24 protein-coding genes are annotated in these 23,747 nt (G+C 61.3%); 13 read left to right on the plus strand and 11 right to left on the minus strand.

Annotated features, from left to right (window positions below):
* Positions 1 to 81 precede the first annotated feature (81 nt).
* Genes hemC through AAF659_RS11290 form a run of 4 tightly spaced genes read left to right on the plus strand, consistent with a single transcriptional unit; the run spans position 82 to position 4,217 of the window.
* A complete protein-coding gene (gene hemC / locus AAF659_RS11275; protein WP_349751856.1) occupies positions 82 to 1,020 on the plus strand; it encodes a hydroxymethylbilane synthase in 939 nt (312 codons plus the stop codon).
* On the plus strand, positions 1,001 to 1,807 hold the full coding sequence (locus AAF659_RS11280; RefSeq protein WP_349751857.1) for a uroporphyrinogen-III synthase: 807 nt from the start codon (positions 1,001 to 1,003) through the stop codon (positions 1,805 to 1,807). Before hemC ends, AAF659_RS11280 begins: the two co-directional genes overlap by 20 nt.
* On the plus strand, positions 1,804 to 2,958 hold the full coding sequence (locus AAF659_RS11285; protein WP_349751858.1) for a uroporphyrinogen-III C-methyltransferase: 1,155 nt from the start codon (positions 1,804 to 1,806) through the stop codon (positions 2,956 to 2,958). The genes AAF659_RS11280 and AAF659_RS11285 overlap by 4 nt, the downstream gene beginning before the upstream one ends.
* On the plus strand, positions 2,955 to 4,217 hold the full coding sequence (locus AAF659_RS11290) for a heme biosynthesis HemY N-terminal domain-containing protein (RefSeq protein ID WP_349751859.1): 1,263 nt from the start codon (positions 2,955 to 2,957) through the stop codon (positions 4,215 to 4,217). The genes AAF659_RS11285 and AAF659_RS11290 overlap by 4 nt, the downstream gene beginning before the upstream one ends.
* Positions 4,218 to 4,221: 4 nt before the next feature.
* Here AAF659_RS11290 and AAF659_RS11295 read toward each other — a convergent pair whose 3' ends face one another.
* The 3 genes from AAF659_RS11295 to rho form a co-directional block, all read right to left on the minus strand.
* Complete coding sequence (locus AAF659_RS11295; RefSeq protein ID WP_349751860.1) at positions 4,222 to 4,953, minus strand: ferredoxin reductase domain-containing protein; 732 nt, start codon at positions 4,951 to 4,953, stop codon at positions 4,222 to 4,224.
* Positions 4,954 to 4,986: 33 nt separating this feature from the next.
* Positions 4,987 to 6,453 carry a 4-hydroxy-3-polyprenylbenzoate decarboxylase gene (ubiD, locus tag AAF659_RS11300; protein ID WP_349751861.1) on the minus strand — a complete coding sequence of 489 codons (1,467 nt, stop codon included), beginning with the start codon at positions 6,451 to 6,453 and terminating at the stop codon, positions 4,987 to 4,989.
* Positions 6,454 to 6,543: 90 nt separating this feature from the next.
* Positions 6,544 to 7,806: a transcription termination factor Rho gene (gene rho, locus AAF659_RS11305; protein WP_349751862.1), complete on the minus strand. Its 1,263-nt coding sequence runs from the start codon at positions 7,804 to 7,806 to the stop codon at positions 6,544 to 6,546.
* A gap of 313 nt (positions 7,807 to 8,119) precedes the next feature.
* Between rho and moaB the strand changes: the two genes are divergently transcribed.
* Genes moaB through AAF659_RS11325 form a run of 4 tightly spaced genes read left to right on the plus strand, consistent with a single transcriptional unit; the run spans position 8,120 to position 10,634 of the window.
* Complete coding sequence (gene moaB / locus AAF659_RS11310; protein WP_349751863.1) at positions 8,120 to 8,695, plus strand: molybdenum cofactor biosynthesis protein B; 576 nt, start codon at positions 8,120 to 8,122, stop codon at positions 8,693 to 8,695.
* Positions 8,695 to 9,915 (plus strand): molybdopterin molybdotransferase MoeA, encoded by a 1,221-nt coding sequence (locus tag AAF659_RS11315; protein WP_349751864.1) that lies wholly within the window; start codon positions 8,695 to 8,697, stop codon positions 9,913 to 9,915. Before moaB ends, AAF659_RS11315 begins: the two co-directional genes overlap by 1 nt.
* Positions 9,908 to 10,168 (plus strand): molybdopterin converting factor subunit 1, encoded by a 261-nt coding sequence (gene moaD, locus AAF659_RS11320; protein ID WP_349751865.1) that lies wholly within the window; start codon positions 9,908 to 9,910, stop codon positions 10,166 to 10,168. The genes AAF659_RS11315 and moaD overlap by 8 nt, the downstream gene beginning before the upstream one ends.
* 1 nt (position 10,169) lies before the next feature.
* On the plus strand, positions 10,170 to 10,634 hold the full coding sequence (locus tag AAF659_RS11325) for a molybdenum cofactor biosynthesis protein MoaE (RefSeq protein ID WP_349751866.1): 465 nt from the start codon (positions 10,170 to 10,172) through the stop codon (positions 10,632 to 10,634).
* Here the strand turns inward: AAF659_RS11325 and mobA are convergent.
* On the minus strand, positions 10,620 to 11,246 hold the full coding sequence (gene mobA / locus AAF659_RS11330) for a molybdenum cofactor guanylyltransferase (protein ID WP_349751867.1): 627 nt from the start codon (positions 11,244 to 11,246) through the stop codon (positions 10,620 to 10,622). The two genes, AAF659_RS11325 and mobA, sit on opposite strands and share 15 nt — an antisense overlap.
* A gap of 15 nt (positions 11,247 to 11,261) precedes the next feature.
* Positions 11,262 to 11,588: a thioredoxin TrxA gene (trxA, locus tag AAF659_RS11335; protein WP_077530165.1), complete on the minus strand. Its 327-nt coding sequence runs from the start codon at positions 11,586 to 11,588 to the stop codon at positions 11,262 to 11,264.
* Positions 11,589 to 11,772: 184 nt separating this feature from the next.
* Here trxA and ppx point away from each other — a divergent pair, with 184 nt between their 5' ends.
* Complete coding sequence (ppx, locus tag AAF659_RS11340; RefSeq protein WP_349751868.1) at positions 11,773 to 13,287, plus strand: exopolyphosphatase; 1,515 nt, start codon at positions 11,773 to 11,775, stop codon at positions 13,285 to 13,287.
* Here the strand turns inward: ppx and AAF659_RS11345 are convergent.
* Positions 13,278 to 15,215 (minus strand): ABC-F family ATP-binding cassette domain-containing protein, encoded by a 1,938-nt coding sequence (locus AAF659_RS11345; protein WP_349751869.1) that lies wholly within the window; start codon positions 15,213 to 15,215, stop codon positions 13,278 to 13,280. The two genes, ppx and AAF659_RS11345, sit on opposite strands and share 10 nt — an antisense overlap.
* A gap of 25 nt (positions 15,216 to 15,240) precedes the next feature.
* On the opposite strand from AAF659_RS11345, the gene AAF659_RS11350 reads away from it, so the two are divergent.
* A complete protein-coding gene (locus AAF659_RS11350; RefSeq protein WP_349751870.1) occupies positions 15,241 to 15,750 on the plus strand; it encodes a DUF2390 domain-containing protein in 510 nt (169 codons plus the stop codon).
* Positions 15,747 to 16,472, plus strand: coding sequence for a BamJ family beta-barrel-assembly machinery protein (bamJ, locus tag AAF659_RS11355; protein ID WP_349751871.1), 726 nt, complete (start codon positions 15,747 to 15,749; stop codon positions 16,470 to 16,472). Before AAF659_RS11350 ends, bamJ begins: the two co-directional genes overlap by 4 nt.
* 9 nt (positions 16,473 to 16,481) lie before the next feature.
* Here the strand turns inward: bamJ and rsd are convergent, their stop codons facing one another.
* A complete protein-coding gene (rsd, locus tag AAF659_RS11360) occupies positions 16,482 to 16,955 on the minus strand; it encodes a sigma D regulator (RefSeq protein WP_349751872.1) in 474 nt (157 codons plus the stop codon).
* A gap of 103 nt (positions 16,956 to 17,058) precedes the next feature.
* Positions 17,059 to 17,571, minus strand: a complete 513-nt coding sequence (locus AAF659_RS11365) for a disulfide bond formation protein B (RefSeq protein WP_349751873.1) — start codon at positions 17,569 to 17,571, stop codon at positions 17,059 to 17,061.
* A 100-nt stretch (positions 17,572 to 17,671) separates the two neighbouring features.
* Here AAF659_RS11365 and AAF659_RS11370 point away from each other — a divergent pair, with 100 nt between their 5' ends.
* A complete protein-coding gene (locus AAF659_RS11370; protein WP_349751874.1) occupies positions 17,672 to 18,148 on the plus strand; it encodes a flagellar basal body-associated FliL family protein in 477 nt (158 codons plus the stop codon).
* On the opposite strand, the gene rmf is transcribed toward AAF659_RS11370, so the two are convergent.
* The 3 genes from rmf to AAF659_RS11380 form a co-directional block, all read right to left on the minus strand.
* The gene (rmf, locus tag AAF659_RS15125; protein ID WP_502949209.1) at positions 18,052 to 18,330 is read right to left on the minus strand and encodes a ribosome modulation factor; all 279 of its coding nucleotides are present in this window, start codon (positions 18,328 to 18,330) and stop codon (positions 18,052 to 18,054) included. The genes AAF659_RS11370 and rmf overlap by 97 nt on opposite strands.
* A 129-nt stretch (positions 18,331 to 18,459) precedes the next feature.
* Entirely contained in the window at positions 18,460 to 19,998 is a 1,539-nt protein-coding gene (gene gshA, locus AAF659_RS11375; RefSeq protein ID WP_349751875.1) for a glutamate--cysteine ligase, read from the minus strand.
* A gap of 13 nt (positions 19,999 to 20,011) precedes the next feature.
* On the minus strand, positions 20,012 to 22,360 hold the full coding sequence (locus AAF659_RS11380; RefSeq protein ID WP_349751876.1) for a Tex family protein: 2,349 nt from the start codon (positions 22,358 to 22,360) through the stop codon (positions 20,012 to 20,014).
* 241 nt (positions 22,361 to 22,601) lie between these two features.
* Between AAF659_RS11380 and AAF659_RS11385 the strand changes: the two genes are divergently transcribed.
* Positions 22,602 to 23,663, plus strand: a complete 1,062-nt coding sequence (locus tag AAF659_RS11385) for a porin (RefSeq protein WP_349751877.1) — start codon at positions 22,602 to 22,604, stop codon at positions 23,661 to 23,663.
* Positions 23,664 to 23,747 lie beyond the last annotated feature (84 nt).

Below are 23,747 nucleotides of genomic sequence, written 5' to 3' on the forward strand. Positions count from 1 at the left end.
CGCCAACAGGCGACAACCGCCCCCTGAAACGCTACCCTAGGACCTGCTAATACCATCCACCCATTGAGGAACCGCCACTCCATGGCCCGAGACACCCTGCGCATCGCCACCCGCCAAAGCCAGCTTGCCCTTTGGCAGGCCGAACACATCCAGGCCCAGCTCGAGCACGCCCACCCGGAACTGAACGTGGAACTGGTGGGCATCAAGACCCGTGGCGACAAGATCCTGGACGTGCCACTCGCCAAGATCGGCGGTAAAGCGTTGTTTGTGAAGGAACTCGAAGAGGCCATGCTGGACGGGCGTGCGGACATCGCGGTGCATTCCATGAAGGACGTTCCCATGGTATTTCCGGAAGGATTGGATCTAATGGCCATCTGCGAACGCGGTGCACCCACGGACGCCTTTGTCAGCAACCACCATGCTGACGTGGACGCCCTCCCCGAGGGCGCCGTCATCGGCACTTCCAGCCTCCGCCGCCAAGCGCAGCTGGCGGCGCACCGGCCCGACTGTCGGATCGATACCCTGCGCGGTAACGTCAACACCCGCCTCGGCAAACTGGATGATGGCCAGTATGACGCCATCGTGCTGGCCACCTCCGGCCTGCGCCGGTTGGGCTTCGACGAGCGCATCCGCTATGAGATTCCGCCGGAGATCAGTCTGCCAGCAGTTGGCCAGGGCGCACTGGGCATTGAATGCCGCAACCACGACGCCGAGCTCGTCGCCATGCTGGAACCGTTGATCCATGCGGATTCACGCGACCGTGTACTGGCGGAACGCGCCCTGAACACACGCCTGGAAGGGGGCTGTCAGGTCCCCATCGGCGCCTATGCTGAACTGGAAGGAGATGACCTTTATCTGCGCGGCCTGGTCGCTTCTCCGGATGGCAGCCGCGTCCATCAGGTTGATGGCCGTGCCCACCGCAGCGACGGCGAAGCGCTTGGCCGGCGACTGGCTGAACAGCTTCTGGAAAAAGGTGCCGGGGCCATACTGGCGGAAGTCTATGGTTACGAACCCGAGTAATGCGCCCCTCGCCGGGCGGCGGATCCTGGTGTCGCGCCCGGAGCCCAAAGCAACGCAAACCTGCCGGGCACTAGAACAGGTCGGTGCCCGCACCCAGGCCCTGCCACTGATCGCCATCCAACCGAGGACACTGGATGGCCGTGAGCGCAGTCTGATCCAGGAACTCGATAATTTCCAGAAAGTCGTCGCGGTCAGTCCCAACGCCGCCCATCTGCTGATGGAGCAGGCGGATGAATGGTGGCCCCAGTGGCCTGTTGGCCTGGAGTGGTGGGGCCCGGGAGAAGGCACAGCGCGGGTCTTCAGTGAGGCTGGAGTTCCGGGGCAGGCCCCGGCCGGCGGTCATAACTCCGAAGCGCTTCTGAACTGTACAGCCTTCCAGCCGGAGGCAGTTGCCGATCAGAAAATCCTGGTCGCCCGTGGCGAGCAGGGACGGGAACTGCTTTTGCGCACGCTTACACAACGGGGCGCTCGGGTTGAGGTACTGCCACTGTACGCACGCACCGCCGTGGAGTGGCCGCAAGCGGGAATCCAGGATCGTCTGGTCAGCTTTGACCCGGATACCGTGCTCGCGCTTTCAGGAGAAACATTGAAGCACCTGCTCGAGGTGGGTCAGAATACAGACACGAAGCTGCGGCAACGCTGCCTCGTGGTACCGGCGGAGCGGGTTGCCCAGCAGGCCCGGGATGCCGGCTTTCGCGACGTCCGGGTGGCCCTGGCCATGAGTCCGGACGGGCTGATCGACGCCTGCATGGCGTCTTCCTCAATGCGGAGTAACGGACACTCGTGAACAACACCAACAAACAGCTCCCGGCGACCACTAAAGCCAGCCCCCAGCCCAGCCCGGCACGGCTCTGGCCGCTGTGGCTGATCATTCTTGTTCTGGCCTTGGGTCTGCTCGGCTCCGGTCTCATGCTATGGGAACAGCATCGCAACCTGTTGCAACAGCACCGCAGCCAGCAGCAACTCAGCGAGCGCCTGGATACTCTGGACAACGCAACCTCAGAACTGCGCCAGAACCGACAGTCTCGGCTCAACGCACGTGAACAGCGACTCAACCGCCTTGAGGCCAAGCTCGACGAACAAGCCAGCACTCTCAACACGCAGTCCCGCCAGATTGCCCATAACGCGCGCTCATTGCTCGGGCTTGGTCAGCGCACCCAAACCGACTGGCTGCTGGCGGAAGCGGAATACCTTCTGCGCGTGGCCAACCAGCGGCTGGAACTTGAAGGCGACCACCAGGGCGCCCTGCGCCTGCTGCAGAATACTGATGACCTGCTCGCAGGCACCGATGCAGCCGGCGTTCACCCCATTCGTGAGGCCCTTGCCGAAGAGATCCTGGCACTGCGCACCATGGAACCGGTGGACCGGACCGGGATCCATCTGCAGCTGGAAGCCGCCATGGGCATGATTCCGGATTTGGGCAGTGCCCAGTCAATGGATGGAAACGCCCCGTTGCCGGGCACCAACAACACAGCCTCCCAGGAATCGGACGCCGGCGCCTGGCACAAAGTGCTGGGCATTCTTGATCGTATGGTGCGTATCCGCCGCGTAAACGAACCCTCTCAGGCACTGCTGACACCGGCCCAGGAAACCCAGGCGCAACTGCATCTTCAACTGATGTTCGAGCAGGCTGCCGCCGCCCTTCTGCGTGGCGATGATGCGATCTATCGGCGCTCTCTCGGGCGCGCAGATGACTGGCTGGAGCGTTGGTACAACACCAGCAACCAGACCGCTACGGCCCTGCGCGATCTGATCAGCGAACTCCGGGACGAACCCATCAACGCCGTAACGCCCGACATCAGCGACTCTCTGGCACTGTTGAAGGCTCGGATAAGGAGCCGTGCGGAGACATCGGGCCCGCAGCAGTCGGATGAGAACAGTGACACACCAGAGCAGCCACAAACTGACGCTGGCGGCAATGGGGAGACTGGCGAATGAGAGCCCTGCTTATTGTGCTGTTGGTCGCCCTGCCGGCTGGCACCCTTCTAAGCCTTGGTATAGCCGAGGACCCTGGCTACATTCGCGTCAGCATAGGCTCCTGGCTGGTCGAAACCAACTTCTGGGTGGGCGTTTCATTAGCGGTTCTGGCCGCACTGCTCCTGCACTGGCTTCTGGATATGCTACGGGGGCTTCGCCTCAGCCCCGGGGCCATGGGCCAATGGGTGCGCAACACTGGCCGCCGACGGTCCCGACGCGTAACCACGCGTGGTCTGCTTGAATTGGCCGAGGGCAACTGGGGGCGGGCACGCAAACTACTGGAAAGCGGAGCCGGCAATGCGGAGACACCGCTCATCAATTATCTGTCAGCTGCGGAAGCAGCACATCAGCAGGGTGATCAGGAAGAAGCGGATCGTTTTCTGCGCCTGGCCTGGGAAAGCACCGCCGGCTCAGACTTGGCTGTGGGCCTGACTCAGGCACGACTGCAACTCAACGCTGAGCGCAACGAGAAGGCCCTGGCGACGCTGCTGCGCCTGCGCCGCAAGGCGCCCAACCATCCGCATGTAATGCGCCAGCTCGCCAACGTCTATCGCAACCTTGAGGACTGGCAGGCCCTCAGCGAACTGCTACCCGAGCTGCGCCGTCACGCGGCTCTGGATGAGAGCAGCCTCAACGAGCTGGAGCAGGAAGTCTGGCTCAATGTCCTCGACCAGGCCGCCGAGCGGCTGGAACGCCAGCCTGCGGAGCAACGTAATCTGGATCACCTGGATCGGGTCTGGGATCAGCTTCCTCCGGCCCGGCGCAAAGATGAATCCGTTGTCCATCATTATGCAGATCACCTTGCCCGTCTGGGAGCGGAATCCCGGGCCGAGAGCCTGCTGCGCAAGGTGCTTCGCCAGAACTGGAGTGACCTGCTGGTTAATCTTTACGGCCGCATCCGAGGGGCGCGGGCGGATGAACAGCTGCTCATGGCTGAGAACTGGCTCCACCAGCGCCCCAATAACCCTGAGTTACTACTGGCGTTGGGCCGCATCAGCCTGCGCAACCAGCTCTGGGGCAAGGCGCGTGAATATCTGGAAACCAGCCTGAGTGTGCGTCACAGCCAGGAGACTGCTGCTGAACTTTGTCGACTCTACGCCCATCTGGGGCGCTATGAAGACAGCGTGCGGCTGCTGCGCCAGGGCGTTCTGGAACATCATGGTCTTCCCAGGCTGCCCATGCCGGAACCGCGGCGCCGAAACAGTACCCCGGCTCGCTGACGCATCACTCCCGGGGAGCGTACTGCAGTACGTCTGAGTGAAAACAGGCAGAATCCAACCCTGCCGGCGTCAGACCATCCAGAACACTGTAAACCATGGCCGGTGACCCGCTGGCCATGACCGTAACCTGATCCAGCTCATGACCATCCGCCAGTATGGCTTCGGCGAGGCGCTCATGATGGCAATCCGAGGCCGCATCCGCCTCGCATACCACCGGGCGAAAGCGGAATCCAGGCCAGTCCTGTTCCCAGCGCTCGGCAGTGCTGCGCAGATACATGTCACCGGCTTCCCGGGCTCCCCAATAGAGAGTCACCGGCTGCTCCATCCGGCTCGAGCGCAGATAATCCACGATGCTCTTGGCCTGGGCGAATCCAGTCCCCGCCACCACCAGTAGAAGCGGCATCTGTGGTGGCTCGGTCAGGAAGGCTTCGCCATAGGGCATGGAGATCCGGGCGCAGCCTTCGTGGCGGAGATACGCCATCACTTCACTGGCGTTTTCCCATTCCGGCGGCGCCTGGATGTGCAATGTCAGCTGTTCGGCGCCGGGCGCGCTGGCAATGGAGAACCAGGCCGGATCCCGACCCGGCAGGTGGATGGCCAGATACTGGCCCGCACTGAAAGGCACGGGCCGCCCATGAGGCCACTCGAACCTGACCTGATAGATGTGATTACCAACCTGCCCGATTTCATTGAGATGGAACAGGTCTGTCTTAGGCTGTTGCGCGTTGACGTTCATACTCTCCTCTTACGCGCGCCAGGCCAGCACGGTTCAGTCGAGACCGAGCTGCGGCCAGAGTTCGTCCACCCGGCGCTTAACGTCGTCGCTCATGCTGATGGGGCGCCCCCACTCTCGATCAGTCTCCCCGGCCCACTTAGTGGTGGCGTCCAAGCCCATCTTGGAACCCAGTCCGGCCACCGGCGAAGCGAAATCCAGGTAATCGATGGGCGAGTTATCCACCAGGGTGGTGTCGCGGGTCGGGTCCATACGGGTCGTGATCGCCCAGATTACGTCCTGCCAGTCGCGGGCGTTAATGTCGTCATCCACCACGATCACGAACTTGGTGTACATGAACTGGCGGAGGAAAGACCATACACCCATCATGACGCGCTTGGCATGGCCCGGATACTGTTTCTTCATGGTCACAACGGCCATGCGGTAGGAGCAGCCCTCGGGCGGTAGATAGAAATCGACAATCTCCGGGAACTGCTTGCGCAGGATGGGCACGAACACCTCGTTCAGGGCCACGCCCAACACCGCCGGTTCGTCGGGTGGGCGCCCCGTATAGGTGCTGTGGTAAATCGGATTTTTCCGGTGAGTAACACGCTCCACCGTGAACACAGGGAAGGTTTCCACTTCGTTGTAATAACCGGTGTGGTCTCCGAAGGGCCCCTCGGGCGCTGTGTCATCCGGGTAGATATAGCCTTCCAGAATGATCTCAGCACTGGCCGGCACCTGCAGCTCGCCAACACCGGCGTTGACCAGCTCCGTACGGGAACCACGCAGAAGCCCGGCAAACGCGTATTCTGAAAGCGTATCCGGAACCGGCGTCACCGCGCCCAGAATAGTGGCCGGGTCAGCGCCCAATGCCACAGCCACCGGAAAAGGTTCGCCCGGATGCTGCTGTTGCCACTGCTGCAAATCCTGGGCACCGCCACGATGGGCCAGCCAGCGCATAATCAGACGGTTACGCCCAATACGCTGCTGGCGGTAAATGCCCATATTCTGGCGTTCTTTCTCCGGTCCACGCGTGACCACCAGTGGCCAGGTGATCAACGGCCCCGCATCCCCGGGCCAACAGGTCTGAACCGGCAGCTGGTACAGGTCCACATCCTGGCCCTCCCGAACCACCTCCTGACAAGGCGCGGAACGCAAGATCTTCGGCCCCATCTTCATGACCTGACGGAAGATCGGCATCTTGTCAAAAGCATCCCGGAACCCCTTGGGTGGCTCGGGCTCTTTCAGGAAAGCCAGCAGTTCGCCAATCTCACGCAGGCTGTCGACACTGTCGCGCCCCATCCCCAGCGCCACGCGCCTGGGCGTGCCGAAAAGGTTCGCGAGTACAGGCATGTCATGGCCGGTGGGGTTCTCGAACAGGAGCGCTGGGCCCTCACGACGCAGGGTCCGATCAGCGATCTCGGTCATCTCAAGGTTCGGATCCACCTCGGTGGTGATACGCTTGAGTTCGCCCTGCTGTTCCAGCTGCTCGATGAAGTCGCGCAGGTCTTTGTATTTCATCGATGCCTCGAGGAGTGGGAATCAAAGGATAGGAACGAGAGGCAGGCATCATAGGCTCCTGCTTCCCGTTCCCTGTTACTTACACCTCAATCACCGCTTCTTCATGGCCTGGAAGAATTCTTCATTGGTCTTGGTGTCACGCAATTTATCGAGCAGGAACTCCACGGCGGCCACGTCGTCCTCCATGGAATGCAACAGCTTGCGTAGAATCCAGACCCGCTGCAGTTCGTCTTCACTAACCAGCAGATCCTCACGGCGGGTGCCGGAACGTCGCACGTTAATGGCAGGGTAGGTGTGACGCTCGGCAATGCGGCGATCCAAATGCACTTCCATGTTGCCCGTACCCTTGAACTCCTCGTAGATGACCTCGTCCATCTTTGAGCCGGTATCCACCAGAGTCGTGGCCATGATGGTCAGGCTGCCACCTTCCTCGACATTACGTGCCGCCCCGAAGAAACGTTTGGGCTTTTCAAGGGCATGGGCGTCTACACCACCGGTCAGCACCTTGCCCGAGGACGGGATCACGGTGTTATAGGCCCGGGCCAGACGGGTGATGGAATCCAGCAGGACTACCACGTCTTGCTTGTGCTCGACCAGGCGCTTGGCCTTCTCGATCACCATCTCGGCCACCTGAACGTGGCGAGCCGGTGGCTCATCGAAGGTGGAGGCAACCACCTCGCCACGGACCGTGCGCTGCATCTCTGTAACCTCCTCCGGGCGCTCATCGATGAGCAGCACCATCAGATGACAATCCGGGGAGTTGCGCACAATGGACTGGGCAATGGTCTGCATCAGCAGTGTCTTACCGGCCTTGGGCGGAGACACGATCAGGCCGCGCTGGCCCTTACCAATGGGGGAGACGAGGTCCAGTATCCGCGCCGACAGATCCTCAGTGGAACCGTTACCGGCCTCCAGCCGCAGCCGTTCTTCCGGAAAAAGCGGCGTCAGGTTCTCGAACAGGATCTTATGTCGCGAATTGTCCGCTTTGCCAAAGTTGATGTCATTGACTTTCAGAAGCGCGAAATAGCGCTCGCCATCCTTGGGTGGCCGGATCTTGCCGGAAATCGAATCCCCGGTTCGCAGATTGAACCGCCGGATCTGGCTTGGCGAAACGTAGATGTCGTCCGGCCCTGCCAGGTAGGAAGAGTCAGCGGAACGCAGGAACCCGAACCCGTCCTGGAGGATCTCGAGTACGCCATCGCCGTGGATGTCCTCACCGCTTTTGGCGTGTTTCTTGAGAATCGCGAAGATTACATCCTGCTTTCGCGACCGGGCCATGTTTTCGAGGCCCATTTCCTGGGCAACCTCAATCAGTTCGGGAACAGGTTTTTTCTTGAGTTCGGTCAGGTTCATAGATTGTCTGGGATTACGTCTGGATGGATAGGATGAAGTTGGTTGTTATCAGACTGCCGGGGAAGCGTATGTCCGGATTGCCCGGTTTCTGCCGATCAGGGGCGATCCAGTGAAGCCAGAGTCAGAACGGAGATCCGGGATTGGCGGATTAGTGGGGCACTGATCCGCCCGCCTTGAATCAGGAAATATCAAAATACACCATTTTCAGGGGCAGTGCAAAACCCCCATGCTTACCTCGCAGGAGGCATTGGTTCAGCCCATGGCGGGCCTTACCATAGCCCCATCAAGGACCTGTCACAGGAGATCCGACTCTATGGCCGCAGCCAGTGAATTTGTGCCCCTCAATCTTGCTATCCTGACAATCTCAGACAGCCGGGGGGCCTGTGAAGACAGCTCCGGGCAGTTCCTGGTGGATGCCGCCCTGGAGGCAGGCCACAGCGTCGTGGCACGGCGCCTTCTGCACGACGACACCTGTCTGATGCGGGCGCTGGTCAGCCGCTGGATTGCCGATCCGCACATTCAAAGCATTCTGATCACCGGCGGTACTGGTCTGCAGGAGCGGGACAGCACCCCTGAGTCTCTGGGACCGCTGTTCGACAAGACCGTTGAGGGCTTTGGTGAAGAATTCCGCCGCCTCTCGGCGCAGGAAATCGGTAACAGCACCATCCAATCGCGCGCCCTGGCGGGACTGGCGAATCACACCGTCGTTTTCTGCATGCCAGGCTCCACCGGCGCCTGCCGCACCGCCTGGGAAGGCATTGTCCGCGACCAGCTCGACAGCCGCCATCGCCCTTGCAACTTTGCCGCCCTCATCCAGCGTAAACCGGAAAAAGACCTCAGCGGATTGGATCAGCCCATTCCACTGGATGCCGCCCGGGGAGCAAACTGATGGCCGGCGCCGACACACTGATCAGCGTGGATGAGGCCCGGGCCCAGCTGATGCAAGCCGCCCGGATTCTGCCCGGCACCGAAACCACGCCCCTGAACGGGGCGCTCCAGCGGATCCTGGCTGACAGTCCGGTTTCAGCAGTACAGGTACCACCGGCAGACAATAGCGCCGTCGATGGCTATGCCCTGCGTGCAGGAGACGCACAGGCGCAAACTTTGCCCGTCTCTCAGCGCCTCCCCGCCGGGCAGGCACCGCAGCCACTGGAACCGGGGACTGCCGCCCGCATTTTTACTGGCGCCGCCATTCCGGAGGGCGCCGACACCGTTGTGATGCAGGAGAACACGCAAGCCGAAGGCAACCAGATTCGGCTGCTCCAGAGCCCAGCCGCTCATCAGAACATCCGGCGCGCGGGCCAGGACATCGATACCGGCGCCACGCTGATCAACGCCGGTACCCGGCTGGACCCCTGGCATCTGGGGCTTCTGGCCTCCGCCGGGCTACCGCAGGTCACCACCTTCCGGCCCTTGCGCGTGGCCATCATCAGCAGCGGTGACGAGCTGGTCCCGCCCGGCCAGCCTCTTGAACCGGGGCAGATCCACAACTCCAACCAACCCATGCTGACCACACTGGTGCGCGCCGCCGGCTGGGACCCTGTCCCCTTCCACACCATGGCCGATACCCTCGAAACCACAAAGCAAACACTGGCCCAGGCCTCACAACAGGCGGATGCGATTCTCACCACCGGCGGCGTCTCAGTGGGTGAAGAGGACCACATCCGCGACGCTATCCAGGCGCTGGGCGAACTGAATCTATGGCGCATGGCCATCAAGCCCGGCAAGCCGCTGGCTTTTGGTCATATCAGTGACACGCCAGTACTCGGGTTGCCCGGCAACCCAGCCGCGGTTCTGGTCACCTTTCTGATCCTGGGCCGCCCCTTCCTGAGAGCTTGCCAGGGGGAAAGCGGTGAACTCATGCCTCAGGCCTACCCGCTACCCGCGAGGTTCACAGTGGACCGGCCTCAGGGTCGGCGCGAGTTCCAACGGGTACGCTGCCGCTCCAGCGAGGGCCGAAGCTGGCTTGAGCCTGCCCCGACCCAGAGCTCGGGCGTTCTCAGTAGTGCCTGCTGGTCGCACGGCCTGGCGGTCATTCCGGAGCACCAGAGCGTGGAAGCAGGGGATCTGATTTCATTCATGCCGTTTGCGGAGCTGCTCTATGGCTGAATCCAGTATCGCCCTCCGATTCTTTGCAAGCCTGCGCGAACGCTTGGGTACCGGGGAAGAGCAGTTGCCAGCCAATAACATTGCCTGTGTTGGAGATGTGCTGGAACAGCTGCGCCAGCGTGGCAGTGAGTGGACTCAACTGCTGCACGGTGACCGCGTGCTCATGGCGGTCAATCAGGCCATGGCCCGCGAGGATACCCCGGTCCAGCCAGGCGACGAAGTTGCCTTTTTCCCGCCGGTAACCGGAGGCTGATATGCTCCGAATCCAGTCTGCCCCCCTGGTCACGGAACCGGCATTAACCCTGCTGGAGGGCGACGCTCCTGCGATAGGCGCCGTCTGCAGCTTCACCGGCCTGGCCCGGGATCTGGGCGACCACAGTGGCGTTGAGAGTCTGTTTCTGGAGCACTACCCGGGTATGACTGAAGCCGCTATACAGGATGTGATCGAAAAAGCGGCGCAACGCTGGGCAATCCACCGCACGGCGGTACTGCATCGTGTAGGCGAGATTCAGGCAGCCGAGCGGATCGTTTTTGTGGGCGTCAGCAGCCGTCACCGCCAAGAAGCCTTCGAGGCCTGCCAGTTCATAATGGACTATCTGAAAACCAGCGCGCCTTTCTGGAAGAAAGAAATAACAGCGGATGGCGAGGGAGAATGGGTGGAGCAGAAAGTCAGTGACCGCGAGGCAGCGCTACGCTGGTCAGACTCAGACAGTGCCTGACTCGGGAGTGCTGCGGACCCGAGCCTGATCCGCAGGCTGGTTCACATTGATAAAGCCTTGCGCCATGGCGCGGCAATCCATCCATTCCGCACCCAGCTGCTCCGCCAGAGCCAATGCCCGACGCTCGCCACGGCAGAGATAGCGTTCAACGCGACCCAGCAGCGCCACCGGGTAGTAACCGTGCAGCGGGTGACGCCGGTCCCCGGTATCCGAAAGACAGGGAATGGCTGGACGGCACCGTGCCGCTTCCAGAATCTGGACTGCCCAGCCCGGGGGCAGGCCTGGCGTATCGCAGGGAGCCGTTATGACGCCCATGAACCCCTGCATCCGCGCCCAGCGCAAGCCCTCGGTCAGCCCCGCCACGGGGCCGGCCTCGGGAAAGGCGCAGTCGGGCAGAATGGTATCCGCCCAACTGCTGTAACGATCCATGTTACGGTTGGCACTGATCGCCATGGAGGCGACGACCGGCGACAGAACGTCAACCAGATGGGCCACATAGGCGCGCTCGTCGAGCCTCAGAAGCCCTTTGTCTTCACCACCTATCCGGTTTCCGCGGCCACCCGCGAGAATCAGACCACCAACCACCATACTGCCTCTCAGCGCCTCGGCCATGCCCGGGCGGGCGTATCACAGGTTACTGTCGAGGAAGGCCGTCAACTGCGATTTGGACAGCGCACCTACCTTGGTGGCGTCCACGTCACCGTTCTTGAACAGCATCAGGGTCGGTATGCCCCGGATGTTGAAGCGCGGCGGTGTTTGCTGGTTCTCGTCGATGTTGAGCTTGGCGATCTTGAGCTTGCCCTCGTATTCGTCCGCGATTTCCTCGAGAACCGGGTGGATCATCTTGCAGGGCCCGCACCATTCAGCCCAATAGTCTACAAGAACCGGCACGTCCGACTTGAGGACCTCGTCTTCGAAGGTGCCATCAGTCACGCTCACAATGTTGTCGCTCATCGCCCTACTTCCAAATTGCCGCTGTATGAATGGGAATTGACGCATCGCGCCCGGTTGTTACCGAACACGCTGGCTTTCCCTCTGTTACATAGACCGTTCCGCAGGTTAGTATCCGGCTCAGGAAACCAGCCCTGGACACGGCGCTGTTCAGAATATATGGGCTTTCAACAGGATTTCAAGACAGGTGACTTCTCCGAAAAGTTCCCAGGATGCCCCCCGGCTACTGGCCGCCGTCGACCTAGGCTCCAACAGCTTCCACATGGTTGTAGCTCAGGCCGCTCACGGCGAGATCCGCACCATTGAAAAGATGGGCGAGAAGGTCCAGCTGGGTGGCGGGCTGGACAGCGACAACTACCTCTCCCCTGAAGCAAGCGAGCGCGGCCTGGCCTGCCTGCAGCGTTTCGCCCAGCGCATCCGCAGCATGAAGGCCGACTCAGTGCGGGTAGTGGGCACCAATGCGTTGCGCGCGGCACGCAACGCGGATCACTTCATCCAGGCCGCCGAGCAGACACTGGGCTGCCCGGTTGAGATCGTGGCCGGGCGCGAGGAAGCACGACTGATCTATCTGGGCGTTTCCCACACCCTCTCAGATGACATCGGCCCCCGCCTGGTCATCGACATTGGCGGCGGCAGCACGGAATTCATCATCGGCGAGCGCTTTGAAGCCCTTGAGACGGAAAGTCTGCACATGGGCTGCGTCTCGTTCCGCAACAGCTACTTCCCGGATGGCAAAATCTCACGCAAACGCATGGATAACGCCATCACCCACGCGCGCCAGGAGCTGCTCAACATCCAGCAGCGCTTCCGCCGCCGGGGCTGGCAAAGCTGTGTCGGCTCTTCCGGTTCCATCAAAGCCATCGCCGGTGTAGTGAGCGAGCTCAGGCTGGCCCGTGAAGGCGTTACCTGGGAGGCCATGAAATCGCTGCGCAAACGCCTGATCGACATTGGCAAAGCAGACAAACTGGATAGCATAGGCGTACGCGAGGATCGACGCAGCATCTTTCCGGCAGGCTTCGCGATCCTCTATGCGGCCTTCGAAGCCCTGGATATCGAGTCGCTGAGCTTTGCCGACGGCGCCCTGCGCGAGGGCGTGCTCTATGATCTTCTGGGGCGGGACAACCACGAGGATGTGCGTGAACGCACCATCCAGGCGCTGCAGGGACGCTATTCCGTAGACCTGGATCACGCCGCAGCCGTAGAGGCCACGGCTACCCGCGCACTGAAAGAGGTCAGCCCGGCGTGGGGGCTGGAAAGCGGCTATTACCACAACCTGCTTTGCTGGGCCTGTAGGGTGCACGAAATCGGGTTGGCACTCAGTCACACCCAGTACCATAAGCATGGCGCCTACCTGATGACCCATTCGGACCTCCCAGGGTTTTCTCAGGATGATCAGCGTGCACTGGCAACCCTGGTTCGCACGCACAGGCGCAAGTTCCACAACGGTCTGTTCAAGCACCTGTATACGGACGAGATCCAGCCCATCAAGCGGCTTGCCGTGATACTGCGGCTCGCGGTGCTATTGCAGCACGCGCGTACCGGCGAGGCTCCGCCGCCGTTCAGTCTCAGTGCCAAAGGCCCAAGGCTGACAATCGCCTTACCGGATGACTGGCTGCAGGCCCACCCGCTGACGCGCGCGGACCTGATCAGCGAACGCGACACCATCAAACAGGCGGACATCAACCTGGTCGTTCAGGAGTAGGCGTCCGCCTCCAGTGATTCAAGCGTCTCACTGGCCTCCAGCCAAGCCGATTCAGCCTCGGATTCAAGGCGCGCCAGCTCCGCCTGACGATCCAGCAGCTGCTTCAGCTCGCTCTTGCGCTCAGTGTCATAAAGGCCGTTGTCGCCAAGCGCTTGCTCCACCTCGGCCTTTTCCCTGGCAATACGGTCCAGCTCTTTTTCACAGCGCTCAACCTCCTTTTTCCAGGGCACCAGCTTCTGACGCTGTTGTGCAGCCGCCTTCTTCCGCGCTTGACGCTCAGCGGCGCTTTCCTTGATCTCCGGCTTCGCTGCCGGCGTCTGCGCGCCTGCCTTTTTTTTTCCGCCCCCGGATCCGGACTCCCCGCCTTCGGCGAGCCAGCGCTCGTATTCGTCCAGATCGCCATCGAATTCGGTGACGGTACCGTCTGCCACCCGCCAGAAGGTGTCCACGGTATTGCGCAGCAGGTGGCGGTCGTGGGAGACCAGCACCATGGCGCCGCTGAACGACTGCAAGGCCATCGTCAGGGCCTGACGCATTTCCAGGTCCAGGTGGTTGGTGGGCTCATCAAGAAAAAGCACGTTGGGCTTCTGCCAGGCGATGATGGCAAGCGCCAGCCGCGCTTTCTCACCCCCGGAACAGTTGCGGATGCTTGCCAGCGCGTCATTCCCCCGGAAGCCGAAACCACCCAGAAAGTTGCGGATGGACTGATTCGAGGCCTCCGGCGTGAGGCGCTGCAGGTGCAGGAAGGGACTGGCGCCCAGGTCCAGTTCATCCAGCTGGTGCTGGGCAAAATACCCCGGGCGGAAATGTTCACCCGTGACCCGCTCGCCACTCAGAAGGGGCGTGGCCCCACGCAGCATGCTGATCAGGGTGGATTTGCCGGCACCGTTCACACCCAGAAGGCCGATACGACTGCCCGGCAACAGATGCAGATGGATGCCACCGAGAAGCGGCTCGCCATCATAGCCCACAGCACCGCCGCGCACCGTCAGCAGCGGATTGGACACCTTGTCCGCCTCTGGAAAACGGAACTCGAACTGCGAGTCCACGTGCGCCGGGGCGATGCTCTCCATGCGCTCCAACGCCTTGATGCGGCTCTGTGCCTGCTTGGCCTTGCTGGCCTGGGCCCGGAAACGATCGATGAAGGCCTGGATCTCGGCCACCCGTTTCTGCTGCTTCTCGTACTCCGCCTGTTGGCGTGCAAGCCGTTCCGCCCGCTGGCGCTCAAACGCATGATAGTTACCGGCGTAGTAAAAGAGCTCGCGGTGTTCGAAGTGGATGACATGGGTCGCTACCCGATCCATGAAGTCCCGGTCATGGGAAATGAACAGCAGCGTGCCCGGATACTGCTTGAGCCAGCCCTCCAGCCAGTAGCAGGCCTCAATATCCAGGTGGTTGGTGGGCTCGTCCAGCAGCAGCAGTTCCGAGGGCACCATCAGCGTCTGAGCCAGGTTGAGACGGATGCGCCAGCCGCCGGAGAAGCTGTCCACCGGCCGGTCCATGTCGTCATCCGTGAAGGCCAGCCCCCGTAGCAGGGCCTCTGCCTGGCGCGGGGCATCCCAGGCCTGGAGATTGTCCAGCTCGCCATGCACCCGGACCATCTCATTCTCATCACCACTGGCTTCAGCACGCGCCAGGCGCTCTTCCAGCCGGCGCAGTTCGGCGTGGCCGTCGAGCACGAAGTCGCGCGCGGTACGCTCGCTACCACCGACTTCCTGGGCCATGTGGGCGATACGGCAGCCACCAGGGATCTGGATCTCGCCCTGCTCGGGGGCCAGCTCCCCCAGGATCATTTGAAAGAGACTGGACTTGCCGGCACCATTACCCCCAATGAGTGCAACCCGCTGCCCGGGCTGAATGGTGGCGGAGCAATCCTCGAGCAGCCACTGGCCGCCGCGCTGAAGTGTTAGGTTATTAAATGCGATCATAACGGCATTCTACAGGAAAGACCCCATGCCACGGCAGGAGCCTCCGGACAATCTCTTACTGGACAACCCCTTCTGGCAGTATGTGCTGGCTCTCTGGGGTCACGGGCAGTTTGCGCAGCGATGCCTTGAAGCCCAACGCCAGGGTCAGGCGGTCGCCCCCATTCTGGTCGCGTTGTTCTCTGCCGCCCGTCACCAGTATGCGCCCGCAACCGAACCGATCGCGATCCAACAGTGGCGCGAGGCGGTCACCAGCGACCTGCGCGCCCTCAGAATGGCCCTATCGAAGCGCAGCAACGCCACCACGCCACTGCGCGACACCATCAAGCAGGCGGAGCTGAAAGCCGAGCAGGTGGAGCTGGCCTGGTGGTGGCAGTATCTGGCGGATAACGAATCCGTCACGGATCCGGATCTTTCGCGGGCCCTGCTGGCCCGGCATAATCTGGAAAGCCTTCTGCCGGAACTCGACCCAGGCCTTGCGCAATCGCTGGTCCAGCTCTGGCGGGAGATCGAGCAAGCCAACGGAGAACCAACATGATGCGACGCACTCCCCTTGCGCTGCCCCGCAGCACCATTGCCGGCGCCTGCCTGATGCTGGCGGTCGGCTGCAGCGCCGAATCCAACGTCCCCCTGGAGTCCGACAAGCAACGTCTCGGCTACGCCATGGGCACCATCTTTGGTGATCGAATCAGCCAGAACATCGAAGATTTCGACCGCGAAGCCTTCATGAGCGGCATCCGGGACAGCCTGGAAGAAGGCGAACCACGGCTCTCCGACAAAGAGGTCCAGCAGATTGTTCGTGATTACCAGCAGCGTATGACGGATGGCACCAGCGGTAACCAATCTTCGGATTCGGAAAGCCGAGGTGATGGCGAAGACAACCTGGCTGCTTCCAGAGCCTTTCTGGAAAAGAACCGCCAGCGCGAAGGCGTAACCACCACTGACTCAGGGCTGCAGTATGAGGTGATCGAGGAAGGCAATGGCGAATCACCGGAGGCAAACGGTCGGGTCACAGTCCATTATACCGGTGAATTGATCGACGGCACGGTTTTCGACAGCTCCCGGGAACGGGGGGAGCCCACCACCTTCGGATTGCAGCAGGTCATCCCGGGCTGGACCGAGGGACTACAGCTGATGAATGAGGGCGATCGCTATCGGCTCTACATACCACCGGAAATGGCCTACGGCGAGAACGCCCCGTCTTCAATCGGCCCCAATCAGGCACTGATCTTTGATGTGGAACTGATCGAGGTCAAGTAAGAGCCCGGATCAGGCCACCTGGTCGGAATGCGCGTTATGGAGGTTCTCAATCAGCAGATCCTCCAGTTCAAAACGCTCCTCCATGATCTCACCCAGGCGTGAGACACGGGCGTACATGGCGCGCATGTCTTCCTCGGTTTGCTCGCTCACCTCGAGCAGATCATTGAAGGCCAGCATTTCCTGAGTGGTCTTGCTGATCTTGGGGTAGACCCGGTTGGCTACCTCAATACCGCCGTCATCGAATTCCAGCGCCTCATTCATGAGCTGTTCGTACACTTCAAAATGACCGGCGGAACTGTAATCCAACAGCTGCTCACACAGCGAGGCCAGCTGCTCATAAAGCGCCTCGGGCTGGCTGAAGTCCGGGCTGTTGGCAAGACCGCAATACTGTACGATCAGTTGCTGGCGAGACTTCAGCCAGCGGTCGATCAGCTCACTGACGCCTCCCCAGCGCTCCCGGGCATCCTGGCAGTCTTCGAGCATATTCCCCTCCCCTCAACAAATCAGCTGCTCTCGGGAACCCCGGGCGGGCCCCCTGATTGCTGGCATTCAGCGTCATGTGCATTTTCAAAGTACCGCAACATCATTAGTCCAGCAACCCATGCTGCCGCTGTCCAGAGCCGGCTACCAGCAGTCCGATGCCTGCCAGCACGGCAGCCGCGAACAGCACAAAACTCCAGCCCGGGATACTCAGCCCCATAAACTGCCACTGGACTTGGGCACAGTCACCTGACCCCTCCAGTGCCATCCGGACCACCTCCGTCAGCGGGAATGTCTCACGCAGATAATCATAACCGGGCCCACAGGGCGGCACCTGGTCCGCGGGCAGATTCTGGAGCCAGAGCTGGCGCCCGGCCAGCCCCATGCCGGCCAATGCCGGAATCGCCAAAAGGCCTCCCCCGAGGCGCACGCCCCATCCGCGAGGTCCGATCAGCGCCGCCAGCAATGCCACCAGACCCAGCCCCACAAACGCCATGCGCTGAAGCATGCACAGGGGGCAGGGCTCCAGGCCCATCATATACTCCATATACAACGCCACAGCGAGCACCCCCGCGCATGCCAGCGCAATAAGGGTGAACAGGGCCCGGTTGAATCGCATGAACGCTCCTGCTTCCATTTGTCCGTACCGGATGCACAACCGCATTCGGCCACCTACAATGGCAACAAGTTACCACCTACAATCACAGGCAGCATCCTTCATGCGTCAATTCATCGCTCTACTGATGATCCTGGTCTCACCCTTGGCACTGGCCGCTGGCGGTGGCGGTGATAAGGGACCACCCTCCACCTACCTTGAACTGTCTCCGGCGTTCGTGGTCAATATTGGCGACAAGGAGCAGACCCGCAGTTACGCCAAGGCACAGGTGACACTGCGCTTCCATGAAGCCAAAGCACGCAAGAAAGCCGAGGCACACACGCCCTGGTTGCGGCACGAAGTGGTGATGCTGATGAGCGACCGGTCTGTCGAGGCACTGCGCAGCTCTGAGGGTCAGAAGCAACTGCGTGCGGACATTCGGAAAGCGGTCAGTAAACGGCTGGTCAGTGAGATCCCGGCACTGGCGAAGACCTCAGAGGCGGGTCAGGCCGACAAGGAAGACAAAAGCCAGGACAAGCCGGAAGCTTCAGGGCCATTGCGTGAAGTACTCCTGCCTGATTTCATTGTGCAGGCGCGGTGACCGTCCTCCCATCCCGCCTCCCAGGCGGCCTGGACAACTTCCGTGCGGTACGGACAGCGCGATGGTTCCATGTGCACAGAAGCCGCCATGTAGCCATGCTGGTATGCCTTGTTCAGCGATTCCAGATCCCAGCCCAGATCTCCGCTCCTGGCCATGACCCCGCCCCTCCGGATGCCGATCATCGATAACAGGCAATACACTGTTACTCTTTGCAACAAACAGTAACAGCGCCCCCTGTGATCAACAACTGAACATTCCTGGACTGTGCGCTACTACAAGCTGTCAGTCTGACGGCAATCACAACACATCATTCATTCCGCCAGGTAGCGGGCGAGAAAGGTCTCGAAATCCTCGTTTTCACTCGCCTCAACGGCTTCCTGTTCCGCCAGCGACTGGGTCGCCTGCGCCGCCAGGTGCGCATGCCAGCCATCAGTTGCCTGCTCGCGAAGCTGTTTCTGCTGGCCGCTGGCCCTAGCCAGCCCCCAGTCCACCAGCGCCTGACCGTCGCCAAGCTCCTTGAGGAGGCGACCCGAGGGCGTCTGGGCGGGATCATCGAGGCGCGTACGCATGGTTGCCAGTACAGCCCGGTAGCGTTCACTTCCCGGCAGAACCGCCGCCAGCTCTTGCATCTGGTCCAGAATACGATGCCCCGCCTGCGCCAACGGTTCCGCCCCGGCTCCGAAGCAGAAGCGGGCACCCTGATCGCGCCCATGGCGAACCACATCCTGGAAGGCATTATCCAGGCTGTCGCACTCATTATCGTCGATCAACGGACTGTCTCTGACCAGACAGTTCAGCAGGAACAGATCCATGAAATCCAGCTGGTCCTCATTCACGCCCACCGCCGAGAACGGATCCAGGTCAAGGCAGCGCACCTCCACGTATTCCACGCCCCTTTCCTGCAGGGCATGCAGCGGTTTCTCACCGGATTCGGTGGTGCGTTTGGGGCGGATGGCGCTGTAATACTCGTTTTCGATCTGCAGCACACTGTCGTTGATCTGGATGCGTTCGTCATCATGGAAAAGACCAATATCCCGGTAGGGTGGCCAGGTGGTGTGGATGGCGTTTTCCAGAGTGTCGGTATAGGTCTCAAGCCGGTTGAAGCAAATGTCGAGCGAGGACTGGGCCTGATTGTTATAGCCCAGGTCACTCATCCGCAGCGAGGTGGCTCCCTGCTGAAAAAGCGTCTGTTCACCAAGCGGTTGCAGACGGGAGCGGTTGCCGTCCATGAAACTGGTATCCAGCGCCGGCGAGGCGCCGAAAAGGTACATTAAAAGCCAGCTGTGGCGGCGGAAATTGCGGATCAGCCAGAAGTACTGCTGGGTACGGAAGTCCGCCAGTGGCCCCGGATCGCCCAGCTGCTGCTGCCACTGCTGCCAGAAGGCATCCGGCAGCGAGAAATTGTAGTGGGTGCCGGCGATGCTCTGCATGATGCGCCCGTAGCGCCAGGCCAGGCCCCGGCGGTAGACGGTCTTGAGCATGCCGATATTGGAGGTGCCATAATGCGCAATGGGAATGCTCTGCTCGCCGTCCAGGCGACAGGGCATACTCAGGGGCCAGAGCTTTTCCTCACCGAGATGGCGATGAACATAGGCATGGATGCCCTCGATGGCGGCCATCAACTCACTGGTGGACGCACACACCGGGGTCACCAGCTCGAGCAGCGCTTCGGAGTAATCAGTGGTAATTGCCGGGTTGGTCAGCGCCGAGCCCAGTGCTTGCGGATGCGGCGTCTGAGCAATGGCGCCTTCAGCGTCGACCCGCAGCCCCTCTTTCTCCAACCCTTTGCGGAATCCAGGCCAGTCATCTCCGGCGATCGACTCCAGAGCCCTGAAACGGCGTTCCCCCATGCAATACTCCCGGTTAATGCTCTTTGTCAGACTGGCGGGCGCGGGCAAAGGCTTCCGCCATGGTGCCGCCAGCTTCCGGCTGCTTCGGTTGCGACCCACGGCCGCCTGCGCTCTTACGCCGCTCTTTCCCTGTGGGTTCACTCTTACCCGCATTCTGCGGCTTGCCCTTGCCCTGGGTGGCCTGCCCGGGCTCATCACCCATACGCATGGTCAACTCAATACGCTTGCGATCCTGGTCCACGGAGAGCACTTTGACGGTCACCACATCGCCAGCACGGACCACATCACGCGGATCCTTCACAAACTCAACGGACAGCGCCGAGATGTGAACCAGCCCGTCCTGATGGACCCCGATGTCCACAAAAGCCCCGAAGTGGGTCACGTTGGTGACGTTACCTTCCAGCTTCATGCCGGGTTCCAGGTCAGCGAGGGTCTCCACGCCTTCACGGAACTGTGCGTGCTGGAATTCCGGACGCGGATCCCGGCCAGGCTTTTCAAGCTCATTCAGAATGTCGCGGACCGTGGGTTCACCAAAGCGCTCATCCGCGAGTCTGGCTGAGTCCTGCGCCCGCGTGAATGCGTGATCACCGATAATCGCCCCCAGGGAGCGCCCCTCCCTCTTCGCCAGGGCCTCAACAAACCCATAGGCTTCCGGGTGCACCGCCGAGGCGTCCAGCGGGTTCTCTCCGTCCATGATGCGCAGAAAGCCGGCGGCCTGCTCGAAGGTCTTTTCCCCCAGCCGGCTGACCTCCATCAGTTCGCGGCGGCTGCGGAACATCCCCTTCTGTTCCCGGTGGCGGATGATGTTCTCGGCAATGCCCGTGTTCAGCCCGGCCACCCGAGTCAGCAGCGGTACGGACGCGGTATTGAGGTCCACGCCCACGGCGTTCACACAGTCCTCGATTACGGCATCCAGGGTGCGCGCCAGCTGCACCTGGGAGACATCGTGCTGGTACTGGCCCACGCCGATGGACTTGGGTTCGATCTTGACCAGTTCGGCCAGCGGGTCCTGAAGGCGGCGGGCGATGGAGACGGCGCCCCGGATGGTCACGTCCAGGTCCGGCAGTTCCCGGGAGGCGTACTCCGAGGCGGAATAGACCGAAGCCCCGGCCTCGTTCACCATGACCCGGGTCACGCCCAGCTCCGGATAGCGCTTGATGAGATCCCCTACCAGTCGGTCCGTCTCGCGGGAGGCGGTGCCGTTGCCAATAGCGATCAACCCGACGCCATACTGGCGGCACCAGCCGGCAAGCTGCTCGATGGACTGGTCCCACTGGTTCCTGGGCGCGTGCGGATGAATACTTCCCTGATGGAGGAAGCGGCCCGTGCCGTCCACAATCGCCACTTTCACGCCGGTACGCAGCCCCGGGTCCAGACCAATGGTGGCCGTCTTGCCGGCGGGCGCGGCCATCAGCAGGTCTTTAAGATTGCTGGCGAAAACCTGGATGGCCTCGGATTCGGCGCGCTCGCGCAGGCTGCCCATGAGGTCCGTCTCCAAGTGAGTGCTGAGCTTAACGCGCCAGGTCCAGCGCACCACCTCGCCCAGCCAACGATCAGCCGGGCGCCCGTCATCGCGGATACCCCAGTGCGAGGCAATCATACCTTCCGCCGGATGGGGCGCACGGCTGTCCGCCTCAGGGTCTGCCACTTCAATGCTGTACTGCAGCACGCCCTCATTACGACCACGGAAGATGGCCAGAGCGCGATGGGAAGGGACTTTCTTCAGTGGCTCGCGGTGGTCGAAGTAATCGCGGAAACGCGCGCCTTCTTCTTCCTTGCCGCTAACCACCTGGACCCGGAGCTGACCGTCCTGCCACAAGAAATCACGCAGCCGGGCCAGCAGGTCTGCATCCTCGGCGAAGCGCTCCATCAGAATGTATCGGGCACCATCCAGAGCGGCCTTGGTATTTTCAATGCCGGTCTCGCTGTTGAGATAGTCCCCGGCCAGCCCTTCCGGCTCCTGATCAGGATCCGCGAACAGGGCGTCCGCCAGCGGCTCCAGCCCTGCCTCCCGGGCAATCTGCCCTTTGGTACGGCGTTTGGGCTTATAGGGTAGATACAAGTCTTCCAGCCGGCCTTTGGTGTCCGCCTTACTCAGGCTGGCCAGCAGCTCGTCGGTCAGCTGCCCCTGTTCCCGGATGGTATCAATGATGGTGGAACGCCGGCCCTCCATCTCACGGCGATAGCGCAGCCGTTCGTCGAGCTGGCGCAGCTGGCTGTCGTCCAGCGAGCCGGTGATCTCCTTACGGTAACGGGCGATGAAGGGAACCGTTGCGCCCTCATCCAGAAGGGCGACGGTGGCATCCACCTGACGCTGGCTGATGCCCAGTTCGTTGGCAATGGCCTGATTGATCGAGCTCATGGGGAACCATTTCCGGTGGGTTGAAATCCGGCGCCATTATAGCGATGCGGCCGAGCAGGTACAGGCCCAGGTGTTTTTCACCCTTTTCGAACACTTCCTAGCCCGTAAAAAAAATGTCACAGTTTTGCAACCTGAGGAGTTCTTTCTGTCTCGCTTTTCTTTTGAATGTCAAATAAGCATAGAACGGTGGGCATTGCCTCATAACCACCTGCTGATTAAACCAATAACCGGGAACCGAACCATGACACGCAAGCACCTTCTCGCCGCCGCTGTTACCGCAGCCCTCGCCGCGCCCAGCGCCCAGGCCGTTGAATTCACTGCCCAGAAAGGCCTCAGCCTGGCGGAGAACACCACTTTCAATCTTTACGGCACTGTTGAGCCCAAGGTCATTTCTGAAAAGAAGCGGACGCCAGATGAAAATGGAGACGTAGACCGCTCGAACGAATTGGCAGATGAGGACTCCACCCTCGGTTTCGCCTTCGAAACCCGCCTCGGTAACGCTGTGACCGCCTTTGGTCAGATCGAGCTGGAATACGAAAGCGATGGTGACGACGGCAGTGGCGCCTTTGACGCGCAGGACAGTGCTTTTCTCGGCGTCAAGGGCGACTTCGGCAAGGTACAGGCAGGCAACTTCGACAGCGTCTACGAGGATCTGATCATTGATGCCACTGAAGTCGCCGAGGATGCCGAAATCTCGGATGAAGCCTTCGCTGGCGAGGACAACCAGATCGCCTATTACAGCCCGGACTGGAACGGCTTCAGCTTCCGCACCCAGGCCCGGATCCAGGGGCGTGATGAGGGCCCGGCCAGTGAGGACAGTAATGAGATTGGCCTTTCCGTTGCCGGTGGTTATACCGCGGCTAACTGGGGCCTGTATGCCGGTTACGATGACCGCAAGGCGGAAACAACCGATGAATTCAGTGACGGCAGCACAATCGGTACCGGTGATGACATCTACGTGGGTGAAAACACCTACGGCATATCTGGCACTTACAGCATCGACCAGCTCGAATTCGGCGCCAAGTACTCAATCCAGGACAACCTGGAAGGCGATCCCGCCGGCGACGAAACCACCTTTACAGCCCTGCGCGGCACCTTCAGCCAGAACCGTACTGAGTACTACGGCGCTATCCAGCGCGTCTCCCCGGATAACGAAACATCCGTCAAAGAGCGGGACGAATTCACCGTAGGCGTTTCCCATCAGCTCTACCAGCCGCTGAGCCTGTGGGCAGAAGCTGGCTGGTACGACAAAAAGAACGACGAAGGCGACAACGTCATGGTTGGCGCCATCTTCAGCTTCTAACGTCCCGGGCATGGGCTGCTGCCAGGGTGTGGCGCTCTGGCAGTGAGCCACTCCAGCGCTCTGTCATAAAAATGTCACAAAACT

This window comes from Salicola sp. Rm-C-2C1-2 (genome assembly GCF_040196175.1).
Taxonomy (GTDB): domain Bacteria; phylum Pseudomonadota; class Gammaproteobacteria; order Pseudomonadales; family Oleiphilaceae; genus Halospina.

Coding starts and splice junctions, on each gene's coding strand:
- trxA (WP_077530165.1), bottom strand. CDS start 11,588: ATGAGCGACAACATTGTGAGCGTGACTGATGGCACCTTCGAAGACGAG.
- moaB (WP_349751863.1), top strand. CDS start 8,120: ATGGCCGCAGCCAGTGAATTTGTGCCCCTCAATCTTGCTATCCTGACA.
- rsd (WP_349751872.1), bottom strand. CDS start 16,955: ATGCTCGAAGACTGCCAGGATGCCCGGGAGCGCTGGGGAGGCGTCAGT.
- AAF659_RS11385 (WP_349751877.1), top strand. CDS start 22,602: ATGACACGCAAGCACCTTCTCGCCGCCGCTGTTACCGCAGCCCTCGCC.
- ubiD (WP_349751861.1), bottom strand. CDS start 6,453: ATGAAATACAAAGACCTGCGCGACTTCATCGAGCAGCTGGAACAGCAG.
- AAF659_RS11365 (WP_349751873.1), bottom strand. CDS start 17,571: ATGCGATTCAACCGGGCCCTGTTCACCCTTATTGCGCTGGCATGCGCG.
- AAF659_RS11345 (WP_349751869.1), bottom strand. CDS start 15,215: ATGATCGCATTTAATAACCTAACACTTCAGCGCGGCGGCCAGTGGCTG.
- AAF659_RS11380 (WP_349751876.1), bottom strand. CDS start 22,360: ATGAGCTCGATCAATCAGGCCATTGCCAACGAACTGGGCATCAGCCAG.
- mobA (WP_349751867.1), bottom strand. CDS start 11,246: ATGGCCGAGGCGCTGAGAGGCAGTATGGTGGTTGGTGGTCTGATTCTC.
- bamJ (WP_349751871.1), top strand. CDS start 15,747: ATGATGCGACGCACTCCCCTTGCGCTGCCCCGCAGCACCATTGCCGGC.
- AAF659_RS11290 (WP_349751859.1), top strand. CDS start 2,955: ATGAGAGCCCTGCTTATTGTGCTGTTGGTCGCCCTGCCGGCTGGCACC.
- AAF659_RS11325 (WP_349751866.1), top strand. CDS start 10,170: ATGCTCCGAATCCAGTCTGCCCCCCTGGTCACGGAACCGGCATTAACC.
- AAF659_RS11295 (WP_349751860.1), bottom strand. CDS start 4,953: ATGAACGTCAACGCGCAACAGCCTAAGACAGACCTGTTCCATCTCAAT.
- rho (WP_349751862.1), bottom strand. CDS start 7,806: ATGAACCTGACCGAACTCAAGAAAAAACCTGTTCCCGAACTGATTGAG.
- hemC (WP_349751856.1), top strand. CDS start 82: ATGGCCCGAGACACCCTGCGCATCGCCACCCGCCAAAGCCAGCTTGCC.
- rmf (WP_502949209.1), bottom strand. CDS start 18,330: ATGATCGGCATCCGGAGGGGCGGGGTCATGGCCAGGAGCGGAGATCTG.
- AAF659_RS11315 (WP_349751864.1), top strand. CDS start 8,695: ATGGCCGGCGCCGACACACTGATCAGCGTGGATGAGGCCCGGGCCCAG.
- moaD (WP_349751865.1), top strand. CDS start 9,908: ATGGCTGAATCCAGTATCGCCCTCCGATTCTTTGCAAGCCTGCGCGAA.
- gshA (WP_349751875.1), bottom strand. CDS start 19,998: ATGGGGGAACGCCGTTTCAGGGCTCTGGAGTCGATCGCCGGAGATGAC.
- AAF659_RS11280 (WP_349751857.1), top strand. CDS start 1,001: ATGGTTACGAACCCGAGTAATGCGCCCCTCGCCGGGCGGCGGATCCTG.
- AAF659_RS11370 (WP_349751874.1), top strand. CDS start 17,672: ATGCGTCAATTCATCGCTCTACTGATGATCCTGGTCTCACCCTTGGCA.
- AAF659_RS11350 (WP_349751870.1), top strand. CDS start 15,241: ATGCCACGGCAGGAGCCTCCGGACAATCTCTTACTGGACAACCCCTTC.